Origin of the sequence: Natrarchaeobius halalkaliphilus, from assembly GCF_003841485.1 — an archaeon.
Taxonomy (GTDB): domain Archaea; phylum Halobacteriota; class Halobacteria; order Halobacteriales; family Natrialbaceae; genus Natrarchaeobius; species Natrarchaeobius halalkaliphilus.
On the sequence record NZ_REFY01000002.1, the window covers coordinates 93075 to 112931 of the forward strand.

The window sequence follows — 19857 nt, forward strand, 5'->3', positions numbered from 1 at the left end:
GGTCTTCTCAATCTTCGAGAGTAACTTTTAAAAGGCCCAAAGACAAGTTAACAAATGCCATGATAGACCGGCTAGAGAAGGAAGTCGATATGCTGGAACGACATCTCCAGGTCCTGCGGATGGTTATCGAAAACGAACCGATCGGGATCGTAAAGATGTCGAACGAGACTGGATACCCCCATCACAAAGTTCGATACTCGCTTCGCGTTCTCGAAGAGGAAAACCTCATCGAGCCCTCCAGTCAGGGAGCGATCAAGACCGAACGCACTGCCGAGTTCGTCGACGAGCTCGACGGAAAAATCGATGACATCATCGACAAATTAGAGGGAATGAAGATCGAAGACGTCGCGGAAATCGAAGGATAGAACTCGTATACCGGCCAGGTGCTGTGTCGTATCGGAACGCTTTGGATGTGATACAGTGACACTGCGTGGAATAATACCGCTTTTCCTCCACGCGTGATCGGTATTCGACGCGTAAGCCGTTCGAGAGCGCAAGCGAGAGAGCGATCGGTCCTGGTCGGTGATTGCTGTCGGTTTCGAATTTCAGGAATCTAACGCCACCGGCGACAACGCACCTTAGAGTTCTGGGACGTTCATGTGGAATCCCTCGGAACGGGACTCGACGAGACAGAGGTGATAGCCCTGCTTTCGAGAGAGGTTGACGAAACTCCGTTTCGAGCCACGGCTCAGGAGGCCGCCGCTGGTCGCTTGTTCGGTCACCTCGAGCGCGCCCGGCTCGAAGTAACTCGAGGTGACGACCATCGCCGCGGCCAGGTCGGGATAGTTGGCTTTGACTGCCGACGCGGCCGCTTCCATCTCCTCGAGCATCTCCCGCGTCGCGGGTTCGCGCGAGTCGTTCAAGTTCACCAGGACGAGCGGGTTCCCCATCTTGTCGTAGGCGACGACGTCGAACTCGATCTGATCTGGAACGTGTTCGGTGTCGTCGTCTTCGAGGGAGATGGACGCGTGCAGTTCCGCCCGGTCGATCCGCGGAAGCGCGTCGTAGAGGTCGGCAAGCCCGTCTGCGTGACCGGTGTCACGGATTTCGAAGAGAAGGACGTCGGTGAGCCAGTCGACGAACCGGTACTCCATCGACGACGTGAGAAACTCCTCGTAGGACTGGCCGGTGACGGCGACGTCCGTGGCGTCGAACTCGGTGTGGTGTTCGATTCGTAAGTTCGATGCGACGTCGCTCGGCGTCGCGTTACCCTGGTGGGCCCGCTCAAGCGTCGGCTTGCTCTTCGAGACGTAGCGAACGAACAGGTTCGTTCCGGAGAGTGCCTGCTGTGGAGGTAGCTGCGTCGAGGCGTCCGAGACGCCCGAGTGATCCGTTCCATCCGCTTGGCGAATTCGTTGGAGCTCCGCCTCGAGTTCGTCGATACGCGACTGATAGCGCTCGACGGTCGCGGACAACTCCCGGTTCTCCGCCCGAAGTCGATCGCGCTCGGTTTCGAGTTCGTCTAGACTCGTCTCGAGTTCCGATCGACGTTGCTCGAGGGCCTCGATCCGCTCGGCTCGCGGATCAGACGCTCCCTCGGAATCAGACTGACTTTCCCGTGGAGTTTCGGTCCGCTGGATACCGGCCGTCCCCGTTTCGTTCGGGTGGGATCCGTTCGTTCGTGCGGCCCCAGACGAACTGGCGTCGCGCCCGCTCGAGTCCGAACGTTGAGTATCTGATCCCCCCTCCGAATCCGGTTCGGTCGCCCGCGAGGTGGCGGTCGGATGAGTCGGACGAGAGCGACCGTTCGACGAGCGGCGGGAACGATCGGCTCGACCAGGGGGTTCGGTCGCTCCACCGGCGTCCGAAGATCCCACCGAATCGGTGTTGTCCGGATCGATAGAGGGAATGCTGCGGGTCGATCGCCACTGCGCTTCTTCCTCGAGCCGTTCCGTGAGAACGGCCTCCTCCTCGTCCGACTCGGGTTCGGACCCGGACGCATCCTCGGTGTCAGTCGTCTCCGATGACGATTCCGGTTCCGAATCCGATGGCGGACCGTCGTCGCGCGAACTGTTGGGTTCGGTGTCCAGTCCGGATTCCGACCGGTCGCTCGCACCGTCCGACGATTCGACCTCGGTTTCGGTCCAGGAAATATCGCTCCTTTCGAGCGCCTGAGCTTTCGCCTCGACTTCGTCGGGGGCGAGTCCCGACCCCCTTTCGGCGGTCTCCTGCTCGCGGTCTGCGGCGTCGACGCCGTTCTCACCGGTCTCCGGTTCCTCGTCCGTCTCGGTGGCTGGTTGCGATCGTTCGTCGGACGGCTCAGTCGACTCCGCTGACGTCCGATCGGCGGCCGCAATCCCGTTCGTCTCCTCGTCGTCTTCGGTCGAAGCGTCGAGACTACGGGGTGGTTCATCGGTCGTGATTTCGCCCGTCTCTCGATCCCTCGAGTCCGTCTCGTCGAGTCCAGGGACCTCGAGGCCGTCGAGCGACGACTCCGCCGAGTCGCCACCGGTTTCCGTCTCCTCGGTCGACGGTTCGTCCGTCTCGGCCGAACGTGAGTCGCCCGAGGAGACGGAAGCCGAGTCGGACGAGCCGGCTGTCGAGTCGGGTTCTGCGTCGGTCGGTTCCGGAACGTCGGTAACCTCGATGTCGACATCGATCACCCGATAGATTCCGACTTCCTCGTTCGCTCGCTCGAAGGCCTCGTCGCCGGTGACGAGTCGTTCGGCGTTACCGATGTAGGCCGCTGCCATCCGGCGACCGCCGTAGTAGACGGCGTAGTAATCGCCGCTGAGAACGTTCTCGCTCAGGTCGATGTAGCCGGTAAACGAGCCGTCCTGAAGGGTGCCGTCGACTTCCGCGAGCGGGGTCTCGTTCGTGTAGTAGCTGGCGCGGGTATCGCCGCCGCGTTCGTCCATCGCACAGAGAAGTGGAAGCGATGAATGGGGCGCTTGATAGACGGTACCCGAGCCGCCGTCGAAGTCATCGATGTCGCCGTCGAAAATGCCGACAATGCGGCCGTTGAGCATGAACAGCCACGCCCCGGCTCCGGAGATAGCGCCCGAAAAACCACGATCAGCGAGATCAGAGAGGCCGCGGTAGCCGTCGCTGAACGGGCGAGAGTCCCATTGCTCGACGCGCTTTTTCGTGCGCGAGTGCATAGTTTAACAAGCGGGATACAGAACAAATACGTTTCGCCTAGATCTTCGACTCGGCGTCCTCGGCAAGTTCTTTCATTCGCTTGCCAATTCTGCCGGCGCTCGAGAACTCGTCTTCGGTCATCGCAGTCGCGAGCGAGTTGCCGAGGACGAATACGGCGTGTTTGTGTTCGCTTTTCGATTTATGTACGTGTGATGGATCGACATCGAGTTGATGGTACTCGTCGAAGAGGCCGTCGTCGACTTCCTCGCGCTCCGAGAAGTATTCCATGATGACGACGAGTTCTTCGTGGAGCTCGAGAAGTTCGTCCTTGTGCATGGACGCGTGTACGAACGGTCTCGGCTTAAGGGTTGTGTGCGCACCGATCGCAAAACCGTCGTAGACGTCGTGTAGAGGGGTATAAATCACCACCCGCGTTCGTGTCGGTCGCGGTCCGAAACTGTGCCGGCCGCCGGTCCGGCAAGGAGTGGCAAGTCGATGGAACGCTCAGTCCGATGGAGTCGCCGCACCCTTCCCTCGCTGGCCAGCGGGGAACCAGGCGAGTTCGTGGTCTGCAGTAACGCGAACGGCGACGCGTTCGTCGAGGTCGATCCGGTCGGAGTGGTTGTGCATGCACTCGATCGTCTCGTTCGAATCGAGTTCGACCCGGTAGAGGACCGTCGGGCCGAGGTACCGACGGTAGACGACGCGACCGTTGGCCTGAGACTCGTCGGCCGGAAACGCGGTCACGTCGTCCGGTCGAACGAGGAGGTCGAGGTCGGTCCCGTCGTACTGATGGGCGAGACCGTTGACGTCGTCGCGAAGAACGCGTCCGAGGGCGGTGTCGACGTGATCGCCACGAACCTCTCCCGAGAGAAAGCTCGCGTGACCGAGGAAGCCGGCCACGAAGCGCGATTTCGGCTCTTGAAAAACCCGTTCCGGCGTTCCGATCTGTTCGATGTTGCCGTCGTTCATGACGGCGACCCGATCGGAGATCGACAGCGCTTCCTCTTGATCGTGCGTCACCGAGATCGCGGTGACTTCGGTCTCCTTGATGATTCGACGAACCTCCTCGCGCATTTCGACGCGGAGATCGACGTCGAGATTCGAGAACGGCTCGTCGAGCAACAGCATCTCGGGTTCGGGGGCGATCGATCGTGCGAGGGCAATTCGCTGCTGTTGGCCCCCCGAAAGCTCTTCGGGATAATGGCCGCCGTGGCTCTCGAGACCGACGAGTTCGAGCAACTCCTGGACGCGACTCTCGCGTTCTTGTTTCGTCCACTCCTGTAAGCCGAATGCGACGTTCTCACGCGCAGTGAGATGTGGGAAGAGGGCGAACTCCTGAAACACGACCCCAACCTCTCGCTCGTCCGGCGGCACGAACTGTCCGTCCCCGGCGACAGTCTCGTCCTCGAGTCGGATCTGTCCGCCGTTCGGATCCTCGAGGCCGGCGATCAATCGGAGCGTCGTCGTCTTTCCACAGCCAGATGGCCCGAGCAACGTGAGGATCTCACCATCGCGAACGGTGAGTGAGAGACTCGAGATGACGGTCTCCGAACCATAACGCTTCGCGACCGTGTCGAGTTCGAGAACGACGTCGTCGGTCGATAGCGTCGATTCTCGAGTCGGTTCGTCGGCCGTCGTCGTGAGTAGTCGTCCGTTCCCCATTCTCGACCTCCGGCGTCCGCCGGCGTTCATTTAGTTTAGGGGTGCCTAAATCACTTATAGTTGCCGGTACGGGCCAACCCGCTGGGAACGAACGCTACCTGACTTCCGCCGGAGCGCCGGTCGACCGGGTGTCGGTTTGAAGGCGAACGTCGTCAGAACCTCACAGCTCGACGCCGCTGGGGATCAGGCTGTGCTGGCGAAGCAGGCTCCCCTCGTCGTCGTAGACCAGGAAGGTACGTTTATCGTAGGTGACGAAGTGGTCTCCCTCGAGGCTAATGGTAACCTCGTACCTGCCACCGTCTTCGTCCGTCGCTTCGCCATAGCCTCGAGCGGCGCGGATGAACAGCAGGACGTCTTCGGCGTCCTCGTTGAGCTCGAGGATGAACTCTCCCGTGACCCGGTTGGTCACGCTGACGACGCCCGGGGCGTCGGTTCCGAACGGTTCCTGAAGCCGAAGAGCGACGTCCGTCTCGCTTGCATCCAGTATGTCGCCGTCGAGACCGGTAAGGCGCTCGCGAAGCATCGTCGATGGGCCCGTGAAGTCGATCGATACCGATGGTTTACTCGGTTCGGCGTCCGTTTCGACCCAGTCGACATTGCTAACGTCTAACGTGAAATGCTCGCGCCTCATTCCGTATCCCTCGGTTAGTACTCCCATCGTATGAACGTAACGCACGATCAGTGCGATCACTGATACGTCCGGGAGATTTCACCGACTGCAAGGAACGCAGACGGGGGTGCCGAGAGCGATCACCTCCTCCTTACATTCGGCGAGCAGCCAACCGATTTAAGACGAGGACGTTCGTGACCCCCTCCTGTACCGCGACACCGATCGAAACGACGTCGAGACGATCCTGAAAGGGACGGTCCGTGAGTACCTCGAGCGCTACGATTCGAACCTTGAGCCGGCGGAGTTCTACCGACTGCTCTACGTCATCCACCGCGGTTTCCGAGGGCGAGACGGCTACATACGGAACGCTGTTCTATTACGCGGCGCTCGTCGTGTGAGCGAACGGCGTCACGTCCACCGACCGCCAGTCGAACGCTTTTTGCGAACGCCGCGAGGATCTCAGACAATGGGCGACCGCCAGGACCGATCCGACGACCGCTCCCGGCGAGATACCGTGCGAGACACCTACGACCGCATCGCGAGCCACTTCGCCTCGACTCGAGAGTACGCCTGGCCCGAGGTCGAAGCCTTCGTCGACCAACAGACAGCCGTCGACGAGGGTATCGGACTCGATCTGGGCTGTGGAAACTGTCGACACGCCGAGTTGCTCGCGGCGCTCGATGGCGTCGGACCCGTCGTGGGTCTCGACGTTAGTCGCGGTTTGCTCGAGACGGGACGAAAGCGAGCACGCGAACGCGAGTTCGCCGTCGGACTGGTCCAGGGAGACGCCGCGACGCTGCCGCTGGTCGATGACTGCGTCGGAGTCGGAATCTACGTCGCGACCCTCCATCATCTGCCGACTCGCGAGAGTCGCCGGCGCAGTCTCGACGAACTCGCACGGGTGCTCGCCCCCGGCGGTCGCGCCCTCGTCAGCGCCTGGTCGACGGCTCACAGCTCCTTCGACGAAACGGAAGGCTTCGACACGACGATCGAGTGGACGCTTCCCGACGGCGAGACCGTCGATCGGTTCTACCACATCTACGCCCCCGATGAGTTCGAAGCCGATCTCCGAGCGAGCGACCTCGAATTGCTCGAGTGGGAGCTCTCGAGCGGGAACTGTTATGCGACGGTGGCCGGGGACGGTGGCGGCGGTGAAGTGGATGCGCAGTCGGTCGATTACTGACTCGAAATGAGAAGAGTCTTAACTTGGCCGCACCCAAACCCAGACACGGAGCGCGGATGGTCTAGTGGTAGGACCTGAGCCTTCCAAGCTCATGGCCCGGGTTCAAATCCCGGTCCGCGCATTACTGCGGCGAGCAATACTGCGAGCAGCAGGAATCGCCACCGGGATTTGAAGCACGCGAGTCGCAGCGCGAACGGAGTGAAGAAACCGAGAACATCGTCCTCGTACCCGAACCGTCAGCGAAACACCTCAATCCTCGGCAGCGCGTTTCCTACCGAGACCATCGACGCAAGCTCGTCGATCGAATGCTATCCGAGGGAAAAGATCCGAAGCGATCGAAATCGGCGACGAGGCGAAACACACCGACGATTGGACGGACGAGATGCCGGGAGTCGACCGCGTGATTTCGGTCGCGTTGACGATCGAGCAACCGCGGACGGCGGACTGGATCGCGGAGCAAGCGGCGGTATCACCGACGACGGCACGGAGTCACCTCGAGCGGTTGGTCGATCTGCATATCTTGAGTGCAGTCGAACAGCGAGGTGCGAAGACGTACTACCCCGATGCCGCGTACCAGCGGTTCAAAGAAGTATCACAGTTGATCGAGGAACACACTCGCAACGAGATCGAGACGATAGCGGTCACCGCAAAGGAGGATATCGAGGAACTCAGGGAAACGTACGATGTCGAGAGCCCGGACGAACTGCGGAAACTCGCGACGGCCGAAGACACCTCCTCGACGGAGGCACGAGAGTACTTCAAAAAGGCATCCGAGTGGGACTCGCACTTACACACGGTCTCGATAGCGGAGGAAGCGCTCGAGCGATACGAGAAATTCAGTGACCACTACCAACCGTCGGTGGATTCCGCTGTATAAATGTCTCTCGGCGCATTGCTGGCAGACGGCGGATCCGACCCGATCGGTCTCTCCGGTCGTCGTGGTCGGATCTTCGAACAGTTACGGATCAATCTGAACCACCATCCCGCGACTGAGACGGTTGTCGTCAGACCGACACGCGACCAGAAAGACCGGAAACTCGTCGCGCAGTTCGATACGCAGATATTGGTCGATGGACTGGCCGACGCGGACGAAGTCAGGCTCGAGATCAACTGGTGGACGCACCCGATCGGGACCGACGACCAGCTCAAATTCCACTGTATCGAGTCGTCGAGCTACGATTGCGGCTGGCACCGACAGCCGCATCCGGAGGAGTCGGACATCCCGTTCGACCACTTTCAGCAGCGAGCCTCGCCGGAGAGCGACTACCAATACTAGGGGGTCGACTTTCTGGAAGACACTCCCGTCGGACTACTGTGGGAAGTGACGCGAACACGACTTCCGAGGATTATCCGGGCTCGGTACGATCCTGATACGGAGTTTTGATAGTCGTCAGCTACTGCGTCGTGAATCTCCCAGTGGCGTTCCATGCCGCGTCTCCCGATGAACCGCAACATTCACTCACGAACCGTATCAGGTGTCATTCCACGAGTTCGTCGTCGGTCGGGGGTGTCATAGAACCGTCCCACTGTATTCATCCCCTTCTACAGCGAATACACTGATGAGTAGGTCTGCTTATTGACCGAACAACATAGAACAAATAACGGTTTGACCTTTGAGAAGACACTTACTTGTCTACAATGTCTTATGTGCTATGAACCGCCGTGAGGTCCTTGTTACGATGGGAATATCTCTCAGTACTCCTCTCGTCGGTTGCCTCCAAACTAGCAATATCGGAAGTGAAAACGAAGAACAGGGATACGAAGAGTGCTATTTCATCGAGATACAATATGAATGGTTCCCTCAAGACATCAAAGACGAAGTTGACATTGCACTTGAAGAAGGGAGTTATGAAACTGACACGTTACTGTTTGCTGAAGCTGTTGACGTTGAAGAGTCGCATCTGGTGGTAAACGACACTCCATACAAACCGGTCGTTGAGACTACAAACGAGACACAAGCTCTCGAACTCCACGAAGTGGACGTTATTCGGACGCCCGATCCGAGAATCATCCGCGTCCGAAACGACGGCGACCGCAAACATGAGGTGCATGTGGAATTAACAAATGGAGAATCGTTCGTTGATGAAACCATCACTCTGGAGTCGGGAGAAGAAACCGAACTCGAAGCAACCGACAGGTTCGGCACGTACAACCTCTCCGCTCGAACGCTTACCGGGCACGGTACTGAAGAACACGGCTACCGGTACTCAATTAGTGATTCGACTCGACACGCATACGTCACGGTAGCTGAAGAAGAGGTACGGGTCAGTCATACCGAGTCCGACCTTGAACCATGTTCGTGGGATGTCACAGGGTCCGACTTTCCCAACTAATACCTAATATTCGATGCTATCACAGGTGACATTTTGATTGGACTTCCTGTTCAGTATATGCCTTGTACTTACCGAATCTGTTGATAAGGTAGCAAAGGTATTCGAACCGTTCTATGACACCTTCGAGTCGCAGTGTGAACGGAGTGAGCGACCGTCTCGCCCCTTGCTATGTTTCCTCGAGTGCGTAGAGGTGGCCGTCTTCGCTGCCGACGTAGACGGTATCGTCGACAACGGCGGGCGAACTCGCGACGCCGCCGTCGGTCGAAAACCGCCATCTAGTTTCGCCGTCGACCGCCGAGAGCGCGTAGACGTGGCTGTCTTCGTTTCCGACGTAGAGGGTGTCACCGACGACGGCCGGACTGCTTCGGATCTGCTGGAACCCACTGCTCGACCAGTAGTGAGTCGCGGGATCGTCCGGTCCCTCACCCTCGGTTTCCGCGCTCTCCGGCGAGAGCGCGTAGATCCTGCTGTCGAAACCTCCGACGTAGACGACGTTCTCGAGGACGGCGGGACTGGCCGTTACTGATCCCTCGGTGAGGAACGTCCAGCGGATTTCGCCCGAGTCGGCGTCGATGGCGTAGACGTGGTCGTCGTTGCTACCGACGTAGACGACGCCGTCGGCAACGGCCGGTCTGCTCTGAATCCAGTCACCCGTCTGGACCGCCCAACGCTGTTCGTCTAGCTCGCGGTCGATCGCGTACAGGGACTGGTCCCCGCTTCCGACGAAAACGGCGTCCTCGGTGACGGCGGGTGCGCGCTGTATCGACCCGTCGGTTTCGAACTCGCCCAGTTCCTCTCCGTCGTCGGCCGAAAGCGCGTACAGAACGGTGTCCGTGCTGCCGACGTAGACCGTGCCATCGACGACAGTCGGGCTGCCGGCGATCATGCCGCCGGCTCGAAATTGCCAGACCTCCTCGCCGTCGTCGGCCGAAAGCGCAGAGAGAGTGCCGTCCTGGCTGCCGACATAGACCGTGCCATCGACGACTGCCGGACTACTCGTGACGGAGTCACCGGTCGTGACGCGCCACTCCTCGTCACCGTCGTCGGTCGAAACCGCGTACACCGTTCCGCCGTTGGTGCCGACGAACGCGGTTCCATCGACGACTGCGGGGCTACTGTAGACGGGGTCCTCGGTCGGAAACGACCAGCGGGCCTCGACGCCGCCCGTTGGCCCCTGTCCGGGTGCCCGGCCGGTGTTCGCGGCGTCGAACTGAAACGTCGGCCAGTCCTCGCTGGCGTCCGGATCGCCTGGATCGACGTCGACCTCGACATCGTCCGATCCGTCTCCGTTCGAACCACCGAGACAACCGGCCAGACCGACGGCGCACGCCGTTGTGGCTCCGCGAAGGAAGCCGCGTCGATCGCGTACAGGTCTCATTTCGGTTACAACAGTCTCCGCAGTAGAGCCATATAGGCTTCCTGTTGTCCTACGGCGTCGCCGGCCGGTGGCGCTAGCGCGACCGGGCGACGACCGCAAGGTGATCCGCGTGGTACGGCTCGAGTCGTCGACGCTCGAGAATCTCGTATCCCTCATCGAGCTCCGTTTCGACGTCCGTAAAGACGTCCTCGGGATCGCGAGTCACGTCCTCGCTGCGAGCTTTGACGGCGAGCAGCAGTCTGCCGTCGTCCGCGAGGAATCGTCGATTCTCGAGGGCGACGCGGGCCTGCCCACGGGTCGCGACGTCCTGAACGATCGCGTCAACGTCTGCTTCGACGACGTGTGCGTACGTCGCCGGCTTGCGGGCGTCCGCGAGCAGTGGAAAGAGCCGCGGTCGAGACGCCGCGGCATCGAGTAAGTCCCTGGCCGGACGGGCGGCGAACTCGACGGCGTACGTCGGGCCGGCGAAGTCCGCGACGTGACTCACCGTCGTCCCGCTCGCAGCACCCAGATAGAGCACCGTTTCGTCGCCTCGAAGCCCCGTCTCCATTCCGAGTTCGAACATCGCTCCAAGTTTGGATCGGTCGGGATTCCAGGCGCGCCACTCGCCATCGGTCGGCTCGCCGTAGACCGCCTCGCCACGGGTAGCGAGTCGATCCGATCCGTCGAACGTCCGTCGTTCGACCCCCTCGGGAAGCGTCGGTTCACTCATCACCATCACCGCCGTTCGCATCAGCGTCCGCGGTGCGTGCCTGTATCGCTTCGATCCGTTCGTTTAGTTCCGCCTCGAGGTCGGGCCTTGGCTCGCCCGAATAGTGATCGACGCGGGCCGCGATAGCGAGCTTTCCGGCGAGCGCGCGTGCTGCTGACCCTCGGTGGTCCGGGTGAGTTCCCCGGACTGCGTCGTGGACGTAGATGATCCCGTGTTTGGGCGAGGGAGCGTGTCCCCGGAGATGAGCGAACAGGGCGTCTTCCGCGCCGAGAACCTGTATCGTCCCGCTCGGTTTTTTCGCGAGGGGTTCGAGGCCGCCGGCGAGCGAGATCAGTCGGGCCGCGAGCACCGGACCGGCCAGGGTAGCGAGGTTCGGTGCGACGACGGGGGTTCGTCGTTCGACGAACCGACGGAGGTCTTCGGCTTCGTCAGCGAGGTCGGTTACGCGGGCCGCGAGCGAGTGAATCGGTCGTTCGTCGGGACCGAAATCCGGCGAAGGAACGGTATCGGTACTATTTCTACCCGATCGATCCACGAGCGTTCGTGCATACTCGACGCCCGTTCCCGACTCCGAATCGACGGATCCACCCCACTCCGCGAGGCGCTCTGCGAGTTCGTTCGCCGTCCGATCGCAGTCGTCCATCGCACGGACGGCGTGGACGAGCTGGCGGTCGTCGGCTGCCTCACGCTCGGTGACCGTCGCTCGAGTCGCCTCCGTCGTCGCGTTCTTGAGCGCGTCGTAGTACGCCGGTTCGTCGTCGACGAAGCCGGCTTCGACGGCCAGTGCGGGCCACTCACGGGGAGTGGATGTCTCGCCCTCACGTATCGCCGCGACTGCCGACTCGAGATCGGCGCGATCGGGGTCGACGTCGACGAACCATCCTGCGTCTGCGGATGGGCTCTCGTTCATGATTCACCGTAGCGGACGGCATCGTATATGCGTTCCCGAACGCGACGACCCCTCGAACCGGATCGAGAAGACTCATACGGACTGCTGTAAGTCATTTCCGGAGCGATCGGGGCCGTCCCGCGGTCGCTCCGGTAAACAGTTACAGCAATCCGTATCAGGGACGAAAATCACCGACCGAGGAGCCGGTCGCGGAGCGATCGAGACGTCGGTCGTTCAGCGAGCAGGACCGAACAGTCGACTTCGGTGACGACATCATAAGCGAGCGATCCCCTCAGCAGCCGCGAGAGGAGACCGCGTTCGGTCGCTCCGATGACGAGCAGCGTGTGATCGTTGGCCGCCGCTGCGATCGCGTCTTCGACGTTTCCGGAGGTGTCGATTCGGATCGCCGCGTCCGAGAGATCGTGATCGGTCGCCCATTCGGTGAGGAAGGCTTCGCCCGTATCTTCGTCTTCTTCGTCGTCGACGACGTGTAAGAGCGTGATCTCCGAGCCGGCCTGATCGCGGAGATACCGGGCGACCTCGGCGCTCAGGTCGGAGTCCGGCCCGCCGGCGGTCGGCACCAGCACGCGATCGGTCTGGAGCCCGCGGTCGTTGAGGACGAGAAAGTCACACGGCAGATCGTGGGTGAGTTCGTCGAGCGGCCGTTCCGCTCGTCCGGCGGACCACGGTCGGCCCGGCCCCCAGCCCATGACGACCGTGTCGGCCTCTTTTCGCCGTGCGACGTTGAACACTTCCTCGAACGATCGGTGCGAGACGACCGTTCGGATCTCGACGGGAACGTCGAGCGTCTCCGTGCTTTCACGGACCTGCGCCATCAGCGCCTGTGACTCGTCGTCGATGCGTCGAACGTGCTCGGAGCCTTCTTCCAGCGGTGTCTGGTCGGGCACTTCGACGATGTGGACGGCCTCGACGCGTCCGTCGTTCGCGTTGGCAACGATGCTCGCGAGCGAGAGAAGCGGTGCCTCCGTTCTGGGATTCGAAACCGGAACGACGACCGTATACTCGTCTCTCCCGGACGGTTTGGCGACGTTGGCGGCGGAGACGGCCGCATCCGGCATTTCGTCGGACCGCGAGAGAATGTAGTTGCTCAGCACGCCCTCACGGTCGGTTTCGTGGCGAGCGTAGATGCCGTACCAGATTACCGCACCCACGACGAACAGGAGACTCAACGCGATCTCGATCTCCTCCATAAACCCGATCAGCCCGAGCGAGAGGACGATCCCGAGGATCGGAGTGATGGGGTACAGCGGGACGGTGAAATCGGGGTCGTACTCCGGAACGTCGGCCTCGCGAAAGACGATCAGCGCCGCGTTGATGAGCGCGTACACAACCAGATGGAGCACGCTCGCCGCCTTCGCCAGCACCTCGAGCTGGCCGCCGAGGACGACGATGAACAGCAAAATCATGGCACCCGTGACGGCGATCGATCGGTACGGCGTTGCGAACCGCGGATGAATCTCGTTGAGCCAGCCGGTGACGATCTTATCGCGCCCCATCGCGAAGTTGATCCGCGCCGAGGCGAGGATCGAGGCGTTTGCGCTCGAGGCCGTTGCGAGCAGGGCCGCGAGAGTGATCGAGGTCACGCCGATCACGCCGAGGTTCCCCTCGAAGACGATGCCCGCGGCGTCGGACATCGGCGTCTCTTCGCTGAGCACGTCGTAGGGGATGATTCCGACGAGCAGACCGACGAGGATCACGTAGATGACCATGACGACCGCGACGCTGCCGATGATGGCGATCGGGAGATTTCGACCGGGATTCTCGAGTTCCTCACCGATCGTCGCGATCTTCGCGTAGCCGAGATAGGAGACGAACACGAGCGCCGCGCCCGGGAGCACTTCGTCGAATCCGAGCGGTGCAACGGTCCCATCGACCATCACCGTTCCCCAGTCGAACGAGAAGAAACCGACGACGGCGAATATCGTGAGGATCACGAGCAACAGCGAGACTATCGCGGTCTGGATGCCGCCAGTTTCTTTCGCGCCCATGTAATTGACCCCGACAAATGCGACGCCCGCGATCAGCGCGCCGATCTGAATATCCGAGAGTATCAGCGGGCCCAACACGATAGTCGGCAAGAGCGCGACCTCCCCGAGGCCGGGCACGGGCACGACGACGCCGTCGAGAAGCGTTGCGAGGTAGCCGCCGAATCCGATACAGTAAAACGCGCTGGCGAAAGCGAGTCCCATCCAGTCGCCCATTCCGGATATCGAGCCGAACAGCGGGCCGAGTGCACGATTGATGTAGTAGTACGCGCCGCCGGCTTTCGGCATTGCAGTCCCGAGTTCGCTCACGGAGAAAGCGTTCACCATGGCGATCAGTCCGCCGATGACGAACGAGAGGACGACGATCGGGCCGGTTTCCTGTGCGGCGACGCCGGGCAGCACGAAAATGCCCGCACCGACCATCGTTCCGATACCGATCGCAAGCGCCGAGACCAGCCCGAGGTCTTTGGCGAGTTCTTCCTCAGCTCCCGTCATTCGACCCACCCCGTTATCGGCCATTCACAAACGGAGACTGAATGATTCAACGTAAATAGACGAGCGAGCGCACATTCGGACACAGTATTTGGCACAAAAATCACACCCATTCAATAGAACGCCGAGGTCCTAACCCGGGTGGGTGAGTCGGTTGACTGTTCACGAACATAGTGGATGAAGTCAGACACACTCCTTAAACCATTTGTTAACGGAATTTCTCCACCATCGAACTGACGTGAGTTGTTTCGTGTTCGACTCGAGCGTCGAATCGAACGCTAGACTCCGAAGGTGGCTCGAAGCATGTCTCGAGTTCCGGGTCCGAGTCCGACGGCGACGACGGTGATCATCAAGAGGATGGCGTACCGTGGGCTGTCCTCGAAGACCGTTTCGTCGAAGATCCAGATGACGACGACGGCGGCTGCGAGTTTCACGAGTAAGAACGGCCAGGCAGCACCGGTAACGTCGACGACGCTCTGGGGGAGCATCGAACCGGTGACGTTGACGATCGCTTCGTTGACCGGATGCTTCGGAATCAGGTTGTGACTGTGGCCGAACGCGACCGCCCAGTCGAGACCGATAACGTTCGCGACCCCGTCGACCGCGTGCGCCCAGATGACGACGATCCCCATGTACCGCGTGCCACGATTGATTCCCGGAGCGAACTGCTCGATCGCGAGCCAGGTGATCCCCGTCGCGATGGTCGCGCCGACGAGCGTCGTCAACAAAAGTAGGGGATAGAACGTCGCATACGGTTCGACCGCCGCGATGTACCCGAGATAGCCGACCGTCACCGCAACCAGCCCCGTTCCGATCGCTGCGAGCGGATACTCGTATCCCGAGACGGAGTCGTTTTGTTCGAGCCAGACCGAGACGACGACTGCGACGAGCGTCACGAGAAAGACGGTGAAGTAGATCAGCGGACTGATCAGAAAGCCGGACCACGGCAACTGGATGGCGAGTTCACCGGTCTCGCGGTAGGCGGCCACGTTCGCGTCCTCGACGACCCGCAACGCGCCCCCGAACAACATGAACGGGAACAGCGCGTAGAATCCCGCCCGGTAGCGGTCGATCGCGAGCCGCTGGACGAGAAGAACGATTCCGGCCAGAAAGAGGATCAGCGTCGGAATGTAGCCGGCATAAGAGACGAAGGTGTATCCCGGGGACGCGGTCGGTCCGGCGTCCGCGCCCGCCTGAGCACACTGGACCTGTTCGCCGCCGGCCCACGCGATGCAGCCCCAGCCGTGTGCATCGGCGACGACCGGACCCCAGTAGTACTGCCAGATCAGATCGACGTACACCCGTTGTGGAAACGCGATCGCGGCGAGTGTCACGACGGCCGCGAGAAGGCCGACAGTCACGGCCCAGACACGAGCCGGACCGTAGCGCTCGACGTACTCGTACATACCCGATACCCGTTGCGGGTGGCGCTTACCGTTTCCGGTTTTCTCTCCGGAAACGCGCGTCGGTCACTCGCCGTCGATCGCTCGAGCCGCGGCCAGTACCTCGTCGTGAATCTCGCCGTTCGAGGCGACCAGCCCGCGACTGTCGTGACGCCACCGTTCCCCCTCGAGGTCGGTGACGATGCCCCCCGCGTTCCGGATCAGGCCGACCCCGGCGACGGTATCCCACGGGTTCGTTCGCAGGTTCGTGACGGCACCCTGGAGGGCACCCGAAGCGACCATTCCGAGCTCGAGTTGCGTACAGCCGTGTCGACGGAGATCACCGAAGCGCGTAACCAGTTCTCGCGTCGCACGGGCGTACTCCCCGCGCCGGTCGAAGTCCCACCAGAACGTCGGGCAGACGATCGAGCGCTCGGGGTCCGTTCGCTGACTGACCGACAGCGGGTCGCCGTTCAGGAACGCCCCGTCGGGACCGGACCGATACGTATCGGACAGTGCCGGACAGACCAGCGCGGCACCGACCGGTTCGCCGTCGACGACCGCCGCAACGGCGGTCCCGAACGCGGGAGTGCCGTCGACGTAGTTGTTCGTTCCGTCGATCGGATCGACGATCCAGGCCGGCCCCTCGTCCGGAACCCGTTTCAGCGCGTCGTTCTCTTCACCGACGACCGGCTCGTCCGGAAACGTCTCGCGGATACGCTCGGTGACCGCGACCTGTGCGTTCCGATCTGCGTCGGTTACGACGTCGGTTTTTCCCGCCTTGGTCTCGACTTCGAGAGGCGTTCGAAAGGAATCGATCGCGATCGCGGCACCGTTCTCGGCAGCCCGAACGGCGACATCGGCTCGCCGTCGATCCGACCCGTGAGTGGTCATTGGAGCACCTCGAGTGGCCGACGTGAAAAGCGGTTGGATACCGACGGCCGATCGCGACGGCGGTGCGGGTCGGACGGTTCGGCGGCTGCACTCGAGGAGTTTCGACAGGGGCGGCTCGACACGCGAACGAGACGGGGACGGACTATTGTAAGCCATTGCCGGTGGGACCGCGACCCATCTTGCGGTCCCAGCGGTAAACCGTTACAATAGACCGTACGAGACGTCACAGTCGTTTCGGGTCACAGCGTCCAGAAGCTTTGCGAGGGAAGATCCCGCGTAGGACCTTCTGCATTTTCACTCGGCACGGTGTGTGCCTCGTTGCAATGCGAGGGGAGGGAATCGAACCCACGAACTCCTACGAGAGCGGATCTTGAGTCCGCCGCCGTTGGCCGCTTGGCTACCCTCGCACGCAGCCGGAGATACGACGGAGGCGTTTGAATACCCTACGATTTCCGTCGCGGCCTCGTACACTGTCGCACTGATCCGGGTAGTACTGTCGAAAACCCGAATAATCGTGGAATCGATTCTCACACAACGTTTATTGACAGTCCCGTCCTCGAATCGAGTATGTACGCTGTGAGTTCCAGCGATTCCCGAACCGGTGGTCAAACGAGCACTGACGCCACCTCGTTCTTTACATTCGGGAACCTGACTTTCAAACTCACAGCGCGGGGCCGCAATCGGACGAACTGGTGGCATCCCAGCCAACCGGGTCGACATCGTCCACACCATTCCCCGCCGGCCTGGGGTCACGGCCATCGTCCGTGAGCGATGAGTACGTCACAACACCCCGTTGCACTCCGTCTCGAGCGGATCGTCGGCGGGAACACCAGACTGCTCGCGTTAGTGATGATGCTGCCGTTGATCGACGGCGTTTTTCCGGCGTTGATCCTCGCGGGTGCGCTTGACGACCCGCTGGGGGCCGTCCAGGTCGGGTTGTTGATCTTCGGTGGAAGCGCGACCGTCGCCGTCATCCTCGCTGATATGACCGGCACGCCGCGAGAGCAGGCCACGATCGTGCTTCTGGTGGGGATCCCGTTGATCCTCCTCGCGGCGATACAGGCGGCGCTCGCGCCGGCGATCGGCAGCGTCCTCGACGACACGATCATCGAACGGTTCGCCGCGCTGGTCATCCTCGCTATCGCCGCGAAGACGGCGAGTGCGACGATCGGCGAGTATCTGCCGAGTCCGGCGATCATCATCGCGCTCGGACTGGTCGCCAGTATCGATCTCAACGGGGCCACGCTCGCCGTGATGGACGACCCTGCTCTCGTCGCGAACGCGACGCTCGCAGCGGTCGTCGGAGTCGGCTTCGCCCTGGCAGTCGCCCTATCGGGGCCGTATCTCCGCGAGTACATGGACCTCGATCGGTTCCGCTTCGGGAGCGCGGTCGCACTCGGCCTGTTGCCGCTGTCCCTGCTCGGGTTCGCTTTCGGTCAGGCACCCCTCGCCGCACTCGTCGTCGCCGCGCTGTTCGCACTCGACCTCTCGTTCGGTGACGACGACTCAGAGAGTGACGACGACGGCTTTTTCCCCGCCGTCGGAACGGGACCGCTGGCCGACAGCGGGCTTCCGGGATCGAACGCGAGCGAGTCCCCGTCCGACGACGTGGACGGCTCGAGCGACGACGATCCGACCGAGACCGACGAACGAGCGCCGTGGCTGTAGCCGATAGTCCTCGCACGGAACACTGTCGAACACCGATCAAAAACACGCGTTCCGTCTGCGACAGCGTTCGGGGGAACCGGATCGCTACGTCCACGCGCGGTGATCGACGTCAACTCACCCGGTAAGGATTCTCGTCGTCCGCTTCGCCGTCGTTCCCCTCGCCGCTCGAGTACGGTTTTCGTGCCGTGATGGTGACCGTCGCTTCGGGGTCGTCCTCGTCGGTCCACGGGCTGTCGTAGGCCGAAATCTCGAGGTCGGTGACGTCCCAGCCGTCCGCTTCGATCAGTTCGACGAGTTTGCGCTGATCCGCGAGCATGTCGTCGTCCATGCGTGTCCGTTCGGTAACCGTCGAAGTAGCTCTTCTGCCGGCTCCGCCGTCCGTGATCCTCGATGATCGTTGGTCTCCCGTGGCACCGACCGGCCTCACTCGTTCCGAGCAGAACGGACGGATCGTGTCAGATAGTCACCCCGAATTCGAAACCAGTATCGGTTACGCAAACCGCAAATACCCGGCGAGTTTAAGCGGATCCACCTGCAACCGACTGCTATGCTCACCGACGAGTTCGGACGCGAAGTGACCGGCGTCCGCGTTTCTCTCACCGATCGGTGTAACTTCGACTGTGTCTATTGTCACAACGAGGGGTTGGGGGATACGCGGGGACCGATGGACCCACAGGACGACGAGATGGATACCGAAGACGTCGTCCGGTTTCTCGAAGTCGTAGCCGAGTTCGGCGTCGACGCGGTCAAGTTCACCGGCGGCGAGCCGATGCTTCGCCAGGATCTCGAGGAGATAATCGCCCGAACGCCCGACGAGATGGAAGTCTCGATGACGACCAACGGGACATTCCTTCCCGGCCGTGCGGATGATCTCGTCGACGCCGGTCTCGAACGGGTCAACGTCTCTCAGGACGCCCTCGACCCCGACGACTTCGCCGCGGTTACAAAAAGCGGAGCGTACGACAAGGTGCTCGAGGGCGTCGACGCGGCCCTCGAAGCGGGACTCGAGCCGGTGAAACTCAATATGGTCGTCTTCGAACACACGGCGGGTTACGTTCCGGAGATGGTCGATCACGTGGCAGAAAACGACGGGCTTCAGCTCCAGTTGATCGAGTACATGCCCGAGCTGACGGGCAAGCCGGAGTGGAACATCGAGATCGAGCGCGTTCACGACTGGCTCGCAGAACGAGCAGTCGATATCGAGCACAGGGAGATGCACGACCGACGACGGTACTGGGTCGCCGGCAGCGACGACGAGGGGACCGAGCGATCGCGTGAGGATCCGGGCGTGGGAATGGTCGAGATCGTCGACCCCGTCGAGAATCCGACCTTCTGTGCGAACTGCCACCGCGTCCGGGTGACTCACGAGGGGTATCTCAAGGGCTGTCTCAACCGCAACGACGACCTCCGAACGATGGGCGAGATGACGAACTCCGAGATTCGGGAGGCGTTCCGAGAGACCGTCGAAAACCGGGTTCCTTACTACGGGGAGTACATGATCAAAAACGCCGACGGCGAGTGGGAACTAAACGAGAAGTACCTCGACGCTCCCGCCTGACCTGCC

Annotated in this window: 19 protein-coding genes and 2 tRNA genes; 8 read left to right on the forward strand and 13 right to left on the reverse strand. The window is 61.6% G+C overall.

What is annotated here, in order from left to right; all coding sequences use genetic code 11:
• Positions 1-59: 59 nt before the first annotated feature.
• On the forward strand, positions 60-365 hold the full coding sequence (locus EA462_RS03955; RefSeq protein WP_124177282.1) for a hypothetical protein: 306 nt from the start codon (positions 60-62) through the stop codon (positions 363-365).
• A 213-nt stretch (positions 366-578) separates the two neighbouring features.
• Here the strand turns inward: EA462_RS03955 and EA462_RS03960 are convergent, their stop codons facing one another.
• The 5 genes from EA462_RS03960 to EA462_RS03980 all read right to left on the reverse strand — a co-directional run bounded on the left by EA462_RS03960 (position 579) and on the right by EA462_RS03980 (position 5687).
• Positions 579-3101: a DUF7527 domain-containing protein gene (locus EA462_RS03960; RefSeq protein ID WP_124177283.1), complete on the reverse strand. Its 2523-nt coding sequence runs from the start codon at positions 3099-3101 to the stop codon at positions 579-581.
• A 37-nt stretch (positions 3102-3138) separates the two neighbouring features.
• Positions 3139-3417, reverse strand: a complete 279-nt coding sequence (locus tag EA462_RS03965; RefSeq protein WP_124177284.1) for a UPF0058 family protein — start codon at positions 3415-3417, stop codon at positions 3139-3141.
• Between the two features lie 168 nt (positions 3418-3585).
• A complete protein-coding gene (locus EA462_RS03970; protein ID WP_124177285.1) occupies positions 3586-4746 on the reverse strand; it encodes an ABC transporter ATP-binding protein in 1161 nt (386 codons plus the stop codon).
• Between the two features lie 160 nt (positions 4747-4906).
• Entirely contained in the window at positions 4907-5377 is a 471-nt protein-coding gene (locus EA462_RS03975; RefSeq protein ID WP_124177815.1) for a DUF5793 family protein, read from the reverse strand.
• Between the two features lie 130 nt (positions 5378-5507).
• Positions 5508-5687, reverse strand: coding sequence for a hypothetical protein (locus EA462_RS03980; RefSeq protein WP_124177286.1), 180 nt, complete (start codon positions 5685-5687; stop codon positions 5508-5510).
• A gap of 135 nt (positions 5688-5822) precedes the next feature.
• Here EA462_RS03980 and EA462_RS03985 point away from each other — a divergent pair, with 135 nt between their 5' ends.
• The 5 genes from EA462_RS03985 (at position 5823) to EA462_RS04010 (ending at position 8872) form a co-directional block, all read left to right on the forward strand.
• Positions 5823-6539 carry a class I SAM-dependent methyltransferase gene (locus tag EA462_RS03985; RefSeq protein WP_124177287.1) on the forward strand — a complete coding sequence of 239 codons (717 nt, stop codon included), beginning with the start codon at positions 5823-5825 and terminating at the stop codon, positions 6537-6539.
• A 50-nt stretch (positions 6540-6589) separates the two neighbouring features.
• Positions 6590-6660, forward strand: a tRNA-Gly gene (locus tag EA462_RS03990).
• A 261-nt stretch (positions 6661-6921) separates the two neighbouring features.
• Positions 6922-7416 carry a DUF7342 family protein gene (locus EA462_RS04000; protein ID WP_243641360.1) on the forward strand — a complete coding sequence of 165 codons (495 nt, stop codon included), beginning with the start codon at positions 6922-6924 and terminating at the stop codon, positions 7414-7416.
• A complete protein-coding gene (locus EA462_RS04005; RefSeq protein WP_243641361.1) occupies positions 7417-7815 on the forward strand; it encodes a hypothetical protein in 399 nt (132 codons plus the stop codon).
• 376 nt (positions 7816-8191) lie between these two features.
• Complete coding sequence (locus tag EA462_RS04010; protein WP_124177289.1) at positions 8192-8872, forward strand: hypothetical protein; 681 nt, start codon at positions 8192-8194, stop codon at positions 8870-8872.
• A gap of 166 nt (positions 8873-9038) precedes the next feature.
• Here the strand turns inward: EA462_RS04010 and EA462_RS04015 are convergent, their stop codons facing one another.
• From EA462_RS04015 to EA462_RS04045, 7 genes are all read right to left on the reverse strand, one after another.
• Positions 9039-10250, reverse strand: a complete 1212-nt coding sequence (locus EA462_RS04015) for an outer membrane protein assembly factor BamB family protein (RefSeq protein WP_124177290.1) — start codon at positions 10248-10250, stop codon at positions 9039-9041.
• A gap of 73 nt (positions 10251-10323) precedes the next feature.
• Entirely contained in the window at positions 10324-10962 is a 639-nt protein-coding gene (locus tag EA462_RS04020; RefSeq protein ID WP_124177291.1) for a fibrillarin-like rRNA/tRNA 2'-O-methyltransferase, read from the reverse strand.
• Positions 10955-11872, reverse strand: a complete 918-nt coding sequence (locus EA462_RS04025) for an NOP5/NOP56 family protein (RefSeq protein WP_124177292.1) — start codon at positions 11870-11872, stop codon at positions 10955-10957. Before EA462_RS04025 ends, EA462_RS04020 begins: the two co-directional genes overlap by 8 nt.
• A 167-nt stretch (positions 11873-12039) precedes the next feature.
• Positions 12040-14352: an amino acid permease gene (locus EA462_RS04030; RefSeq protein ID WP_124177293.1), complete on the reverse strand. Its 2313-nt coding sequence runs from the start codon at positions 14350-14352 to the stop codon at positions 12040-12042.
• A gap of 275 nt (positions 14353-14627) precedes the next feature.
• Entirely contained in the window at positions 14628-15755 is a 1128-nt protein-coding gene (locus EA462_RS04035; RefSeq protein WP_124177294.1) for a DUF63 family protein, read from the reverse strand.
• A gap of 63 nt (positions 15756-15818) precedes the next feature.
• Positions 15819-16625, reverse strand: a complete 807-nt coding sequence (locus tag EA462_RS04040) for an inositol monophosphatase family protein (protein ID WP_124177295.1) — start codon at positions 16623-16625, stop codon at positions 15819-15821.
• 324 nt (positions 16626-16949) lie between these two features.
• Positions 16950-17032 (reverse strand) — tRNA-Leu (locus EA462_RS04045).
• A gap of 364 nt (positions 17033-17396) precedes the next feature.
• Here EA462_RS04045 and EA462_RS04050 point away from each other — a divergent pair.
• Positions 17397-18293, forward strand: coding sequence for a DUF5794 domain-containing protein (locus EA462_RS04050; RefSeq protein WP_124177296.1), 897 nt, complete (start codon positions 17397-17399; stop codon positions 18291-18293).
• Positions 18294-18402: 109 nt separating this feature from the next.
• Here the strand turns inward: EA462_RS04050 and EA462_RS04055 are convergent, their stop codons facing one another.
• A complete protein-coding gene (locus EA462_RS04055; RefSeq protein ID WP_124177297.1) occupies positions 18403-18621 on the reverse strand; it encodes a hypothetical protein in 219 nt (72 codons plus the stop codon).
• Between the two features lie 219 nt (positions 18622-18840).
• Here EA462_RS04055 and moaA point away from each other — a divergent pair, with 219 nt between their 5' ends.
• The gene (moaA, locus tag EA462_RS04060; protein WP_124177298.1) at positions 18841-19851 is read left to right on the forward strand and encodes a GTP 3',8-cyclase MoaA; all 1011 of its coding nucleotides are present in this window, start codon (positions 18841-18843) and stop codon (positions 19849-19851) included.
• Positions 19852-19857 lie beyond the last annotated feature (6 nt).

Excerpts from the sequence above, each read along its gene's own strand:
- EA462_RS03955 (WP_124177282.1), top strand. The coding sequence starts at position 60 with ATGATAGACCGGCTAGAGAAGGAAGTCGATATGCTGGAACGACATCTC.
- EA462_RS03960 (WP_124177283.1), bottom strand. The coding sequence starts at position 3,101 with ATGCACTCGCGCACGAAAAAGCGCGTCGAGCAATGGGACTCTCGCCCG.
- EA462_RS03965 (WP_124177284.1), bottom strand. The coding sequence starts at position 3,417 with ATGCACAAGGACGAACTTCTCGAGCTCCACGAAGAACTCGTCGTCATC.
- EA462_RS03970 (WP_124177285.1), bottom strand. The coding sequence starts at position 4,746 with ATGGGGAACGGACGACTACTCACGACGACGGCCGACGAACCGACTCGA.
- EA462_RS03975 (WP_124177815.1), bottom strand. The coding sequence starts at position 5,377 with ATGAGGCGCGAGCATTTCACGTTAGACGTTAGCAATGTCGACTGGGTC.
- EA462_RS03985 (WP_124177287.1), top strand. The coding sequence starts at position 5,823 with ATGGGCGACCGCCAGGACCGATCCGACGACCGCTCCCGGCGAGATACC.
- EA462_RS04000 (WP_243641360.1), top strand. The coding sequence starts at position 6,922 with ATGCCGGGAGTCGACCGCGTGATTTCGGTCGCGTTGACGATCGAGCAA.
- EA462_RS04005 (WP_243641361.1), top strand. The coding sequence starts at position 7,417 with ATGTCTCTCGGCGCATTGCTGGCAGACGGCGGATCCGACCCGATCGGT.
- EA462_RS04010 (WP_124177289.1), top strand. The coding sequence starts at position 8,192 with ATGAACCGCCGTGAGGTCCTTGTTACGATGGGAATATCTCTCAGTACT.
- EA462_RS04015 (WP_124177290.1), bottom strand. The coding sequence starts at position 10,250 with ATGAGACCTGTACGCGATCGACGCGGCTTCCTTCGCGGAGCCACAACG.
- EA462_RS04020 (WP_124177291.1), bottom strand. The coding sequence starts at position 10,962 with ATGAGTGAACCGACGCTTCCCGAGGGGGTCGAACGACGGACGTTCGAC.
- EA462_RS04025 (WP_124177292.1), bottom strand. The coding sequence starts at position 11,872 with ATGAACGAGAGCCCATCCGCAGACGCAGGATGGTTCGTCGACGTCGAC.
- EA462_RS04030 (WP_124177293.1), bottom strand. The coding sequence starts at position 14,352 with ATGACGGGAGCTGAGGAAGAACTCGCCAAAGACCTCGGGCTGGTCTCG.
- EA462_RS04035 (WP_124177294.1), bottom strand. The coding sequence starts at position 15,755 with ATGTACGAGTACGTCGAGCGCTACGGTCCGGCTCGTGTCTGGGCCGTG.
- EA462_RS04040 (WP_124177295.1), bottom strand. The coding sequence starts at position 16,625 with ATGACCACTCACGGGTCGGATCGACGGCGAGCCGATGTCGCCGTTCGG.
- EA462_RS04050 (WP_124177296.1), top strand. The coding sequence starts at position 17,397 with ATGAGTACGTCACAACACCCCGTTGCACTCCGTCTCGAGCGGATCGTC.
- EA462_RS04055 (WP_124177297.1), bottom strand. The coding sequence starts at position 18,621 with ATGGACGACGACATGCTCGCGGATCAGCGCAAACTCGTCGAACTGATC.
- moaA (WP_124177298.1), top strand. The coding sequence starts at position 18,841 with ATGCTCACCGACGAGTTCGGACGCGAAGTGACCGGCGTCCGCGTTTCT.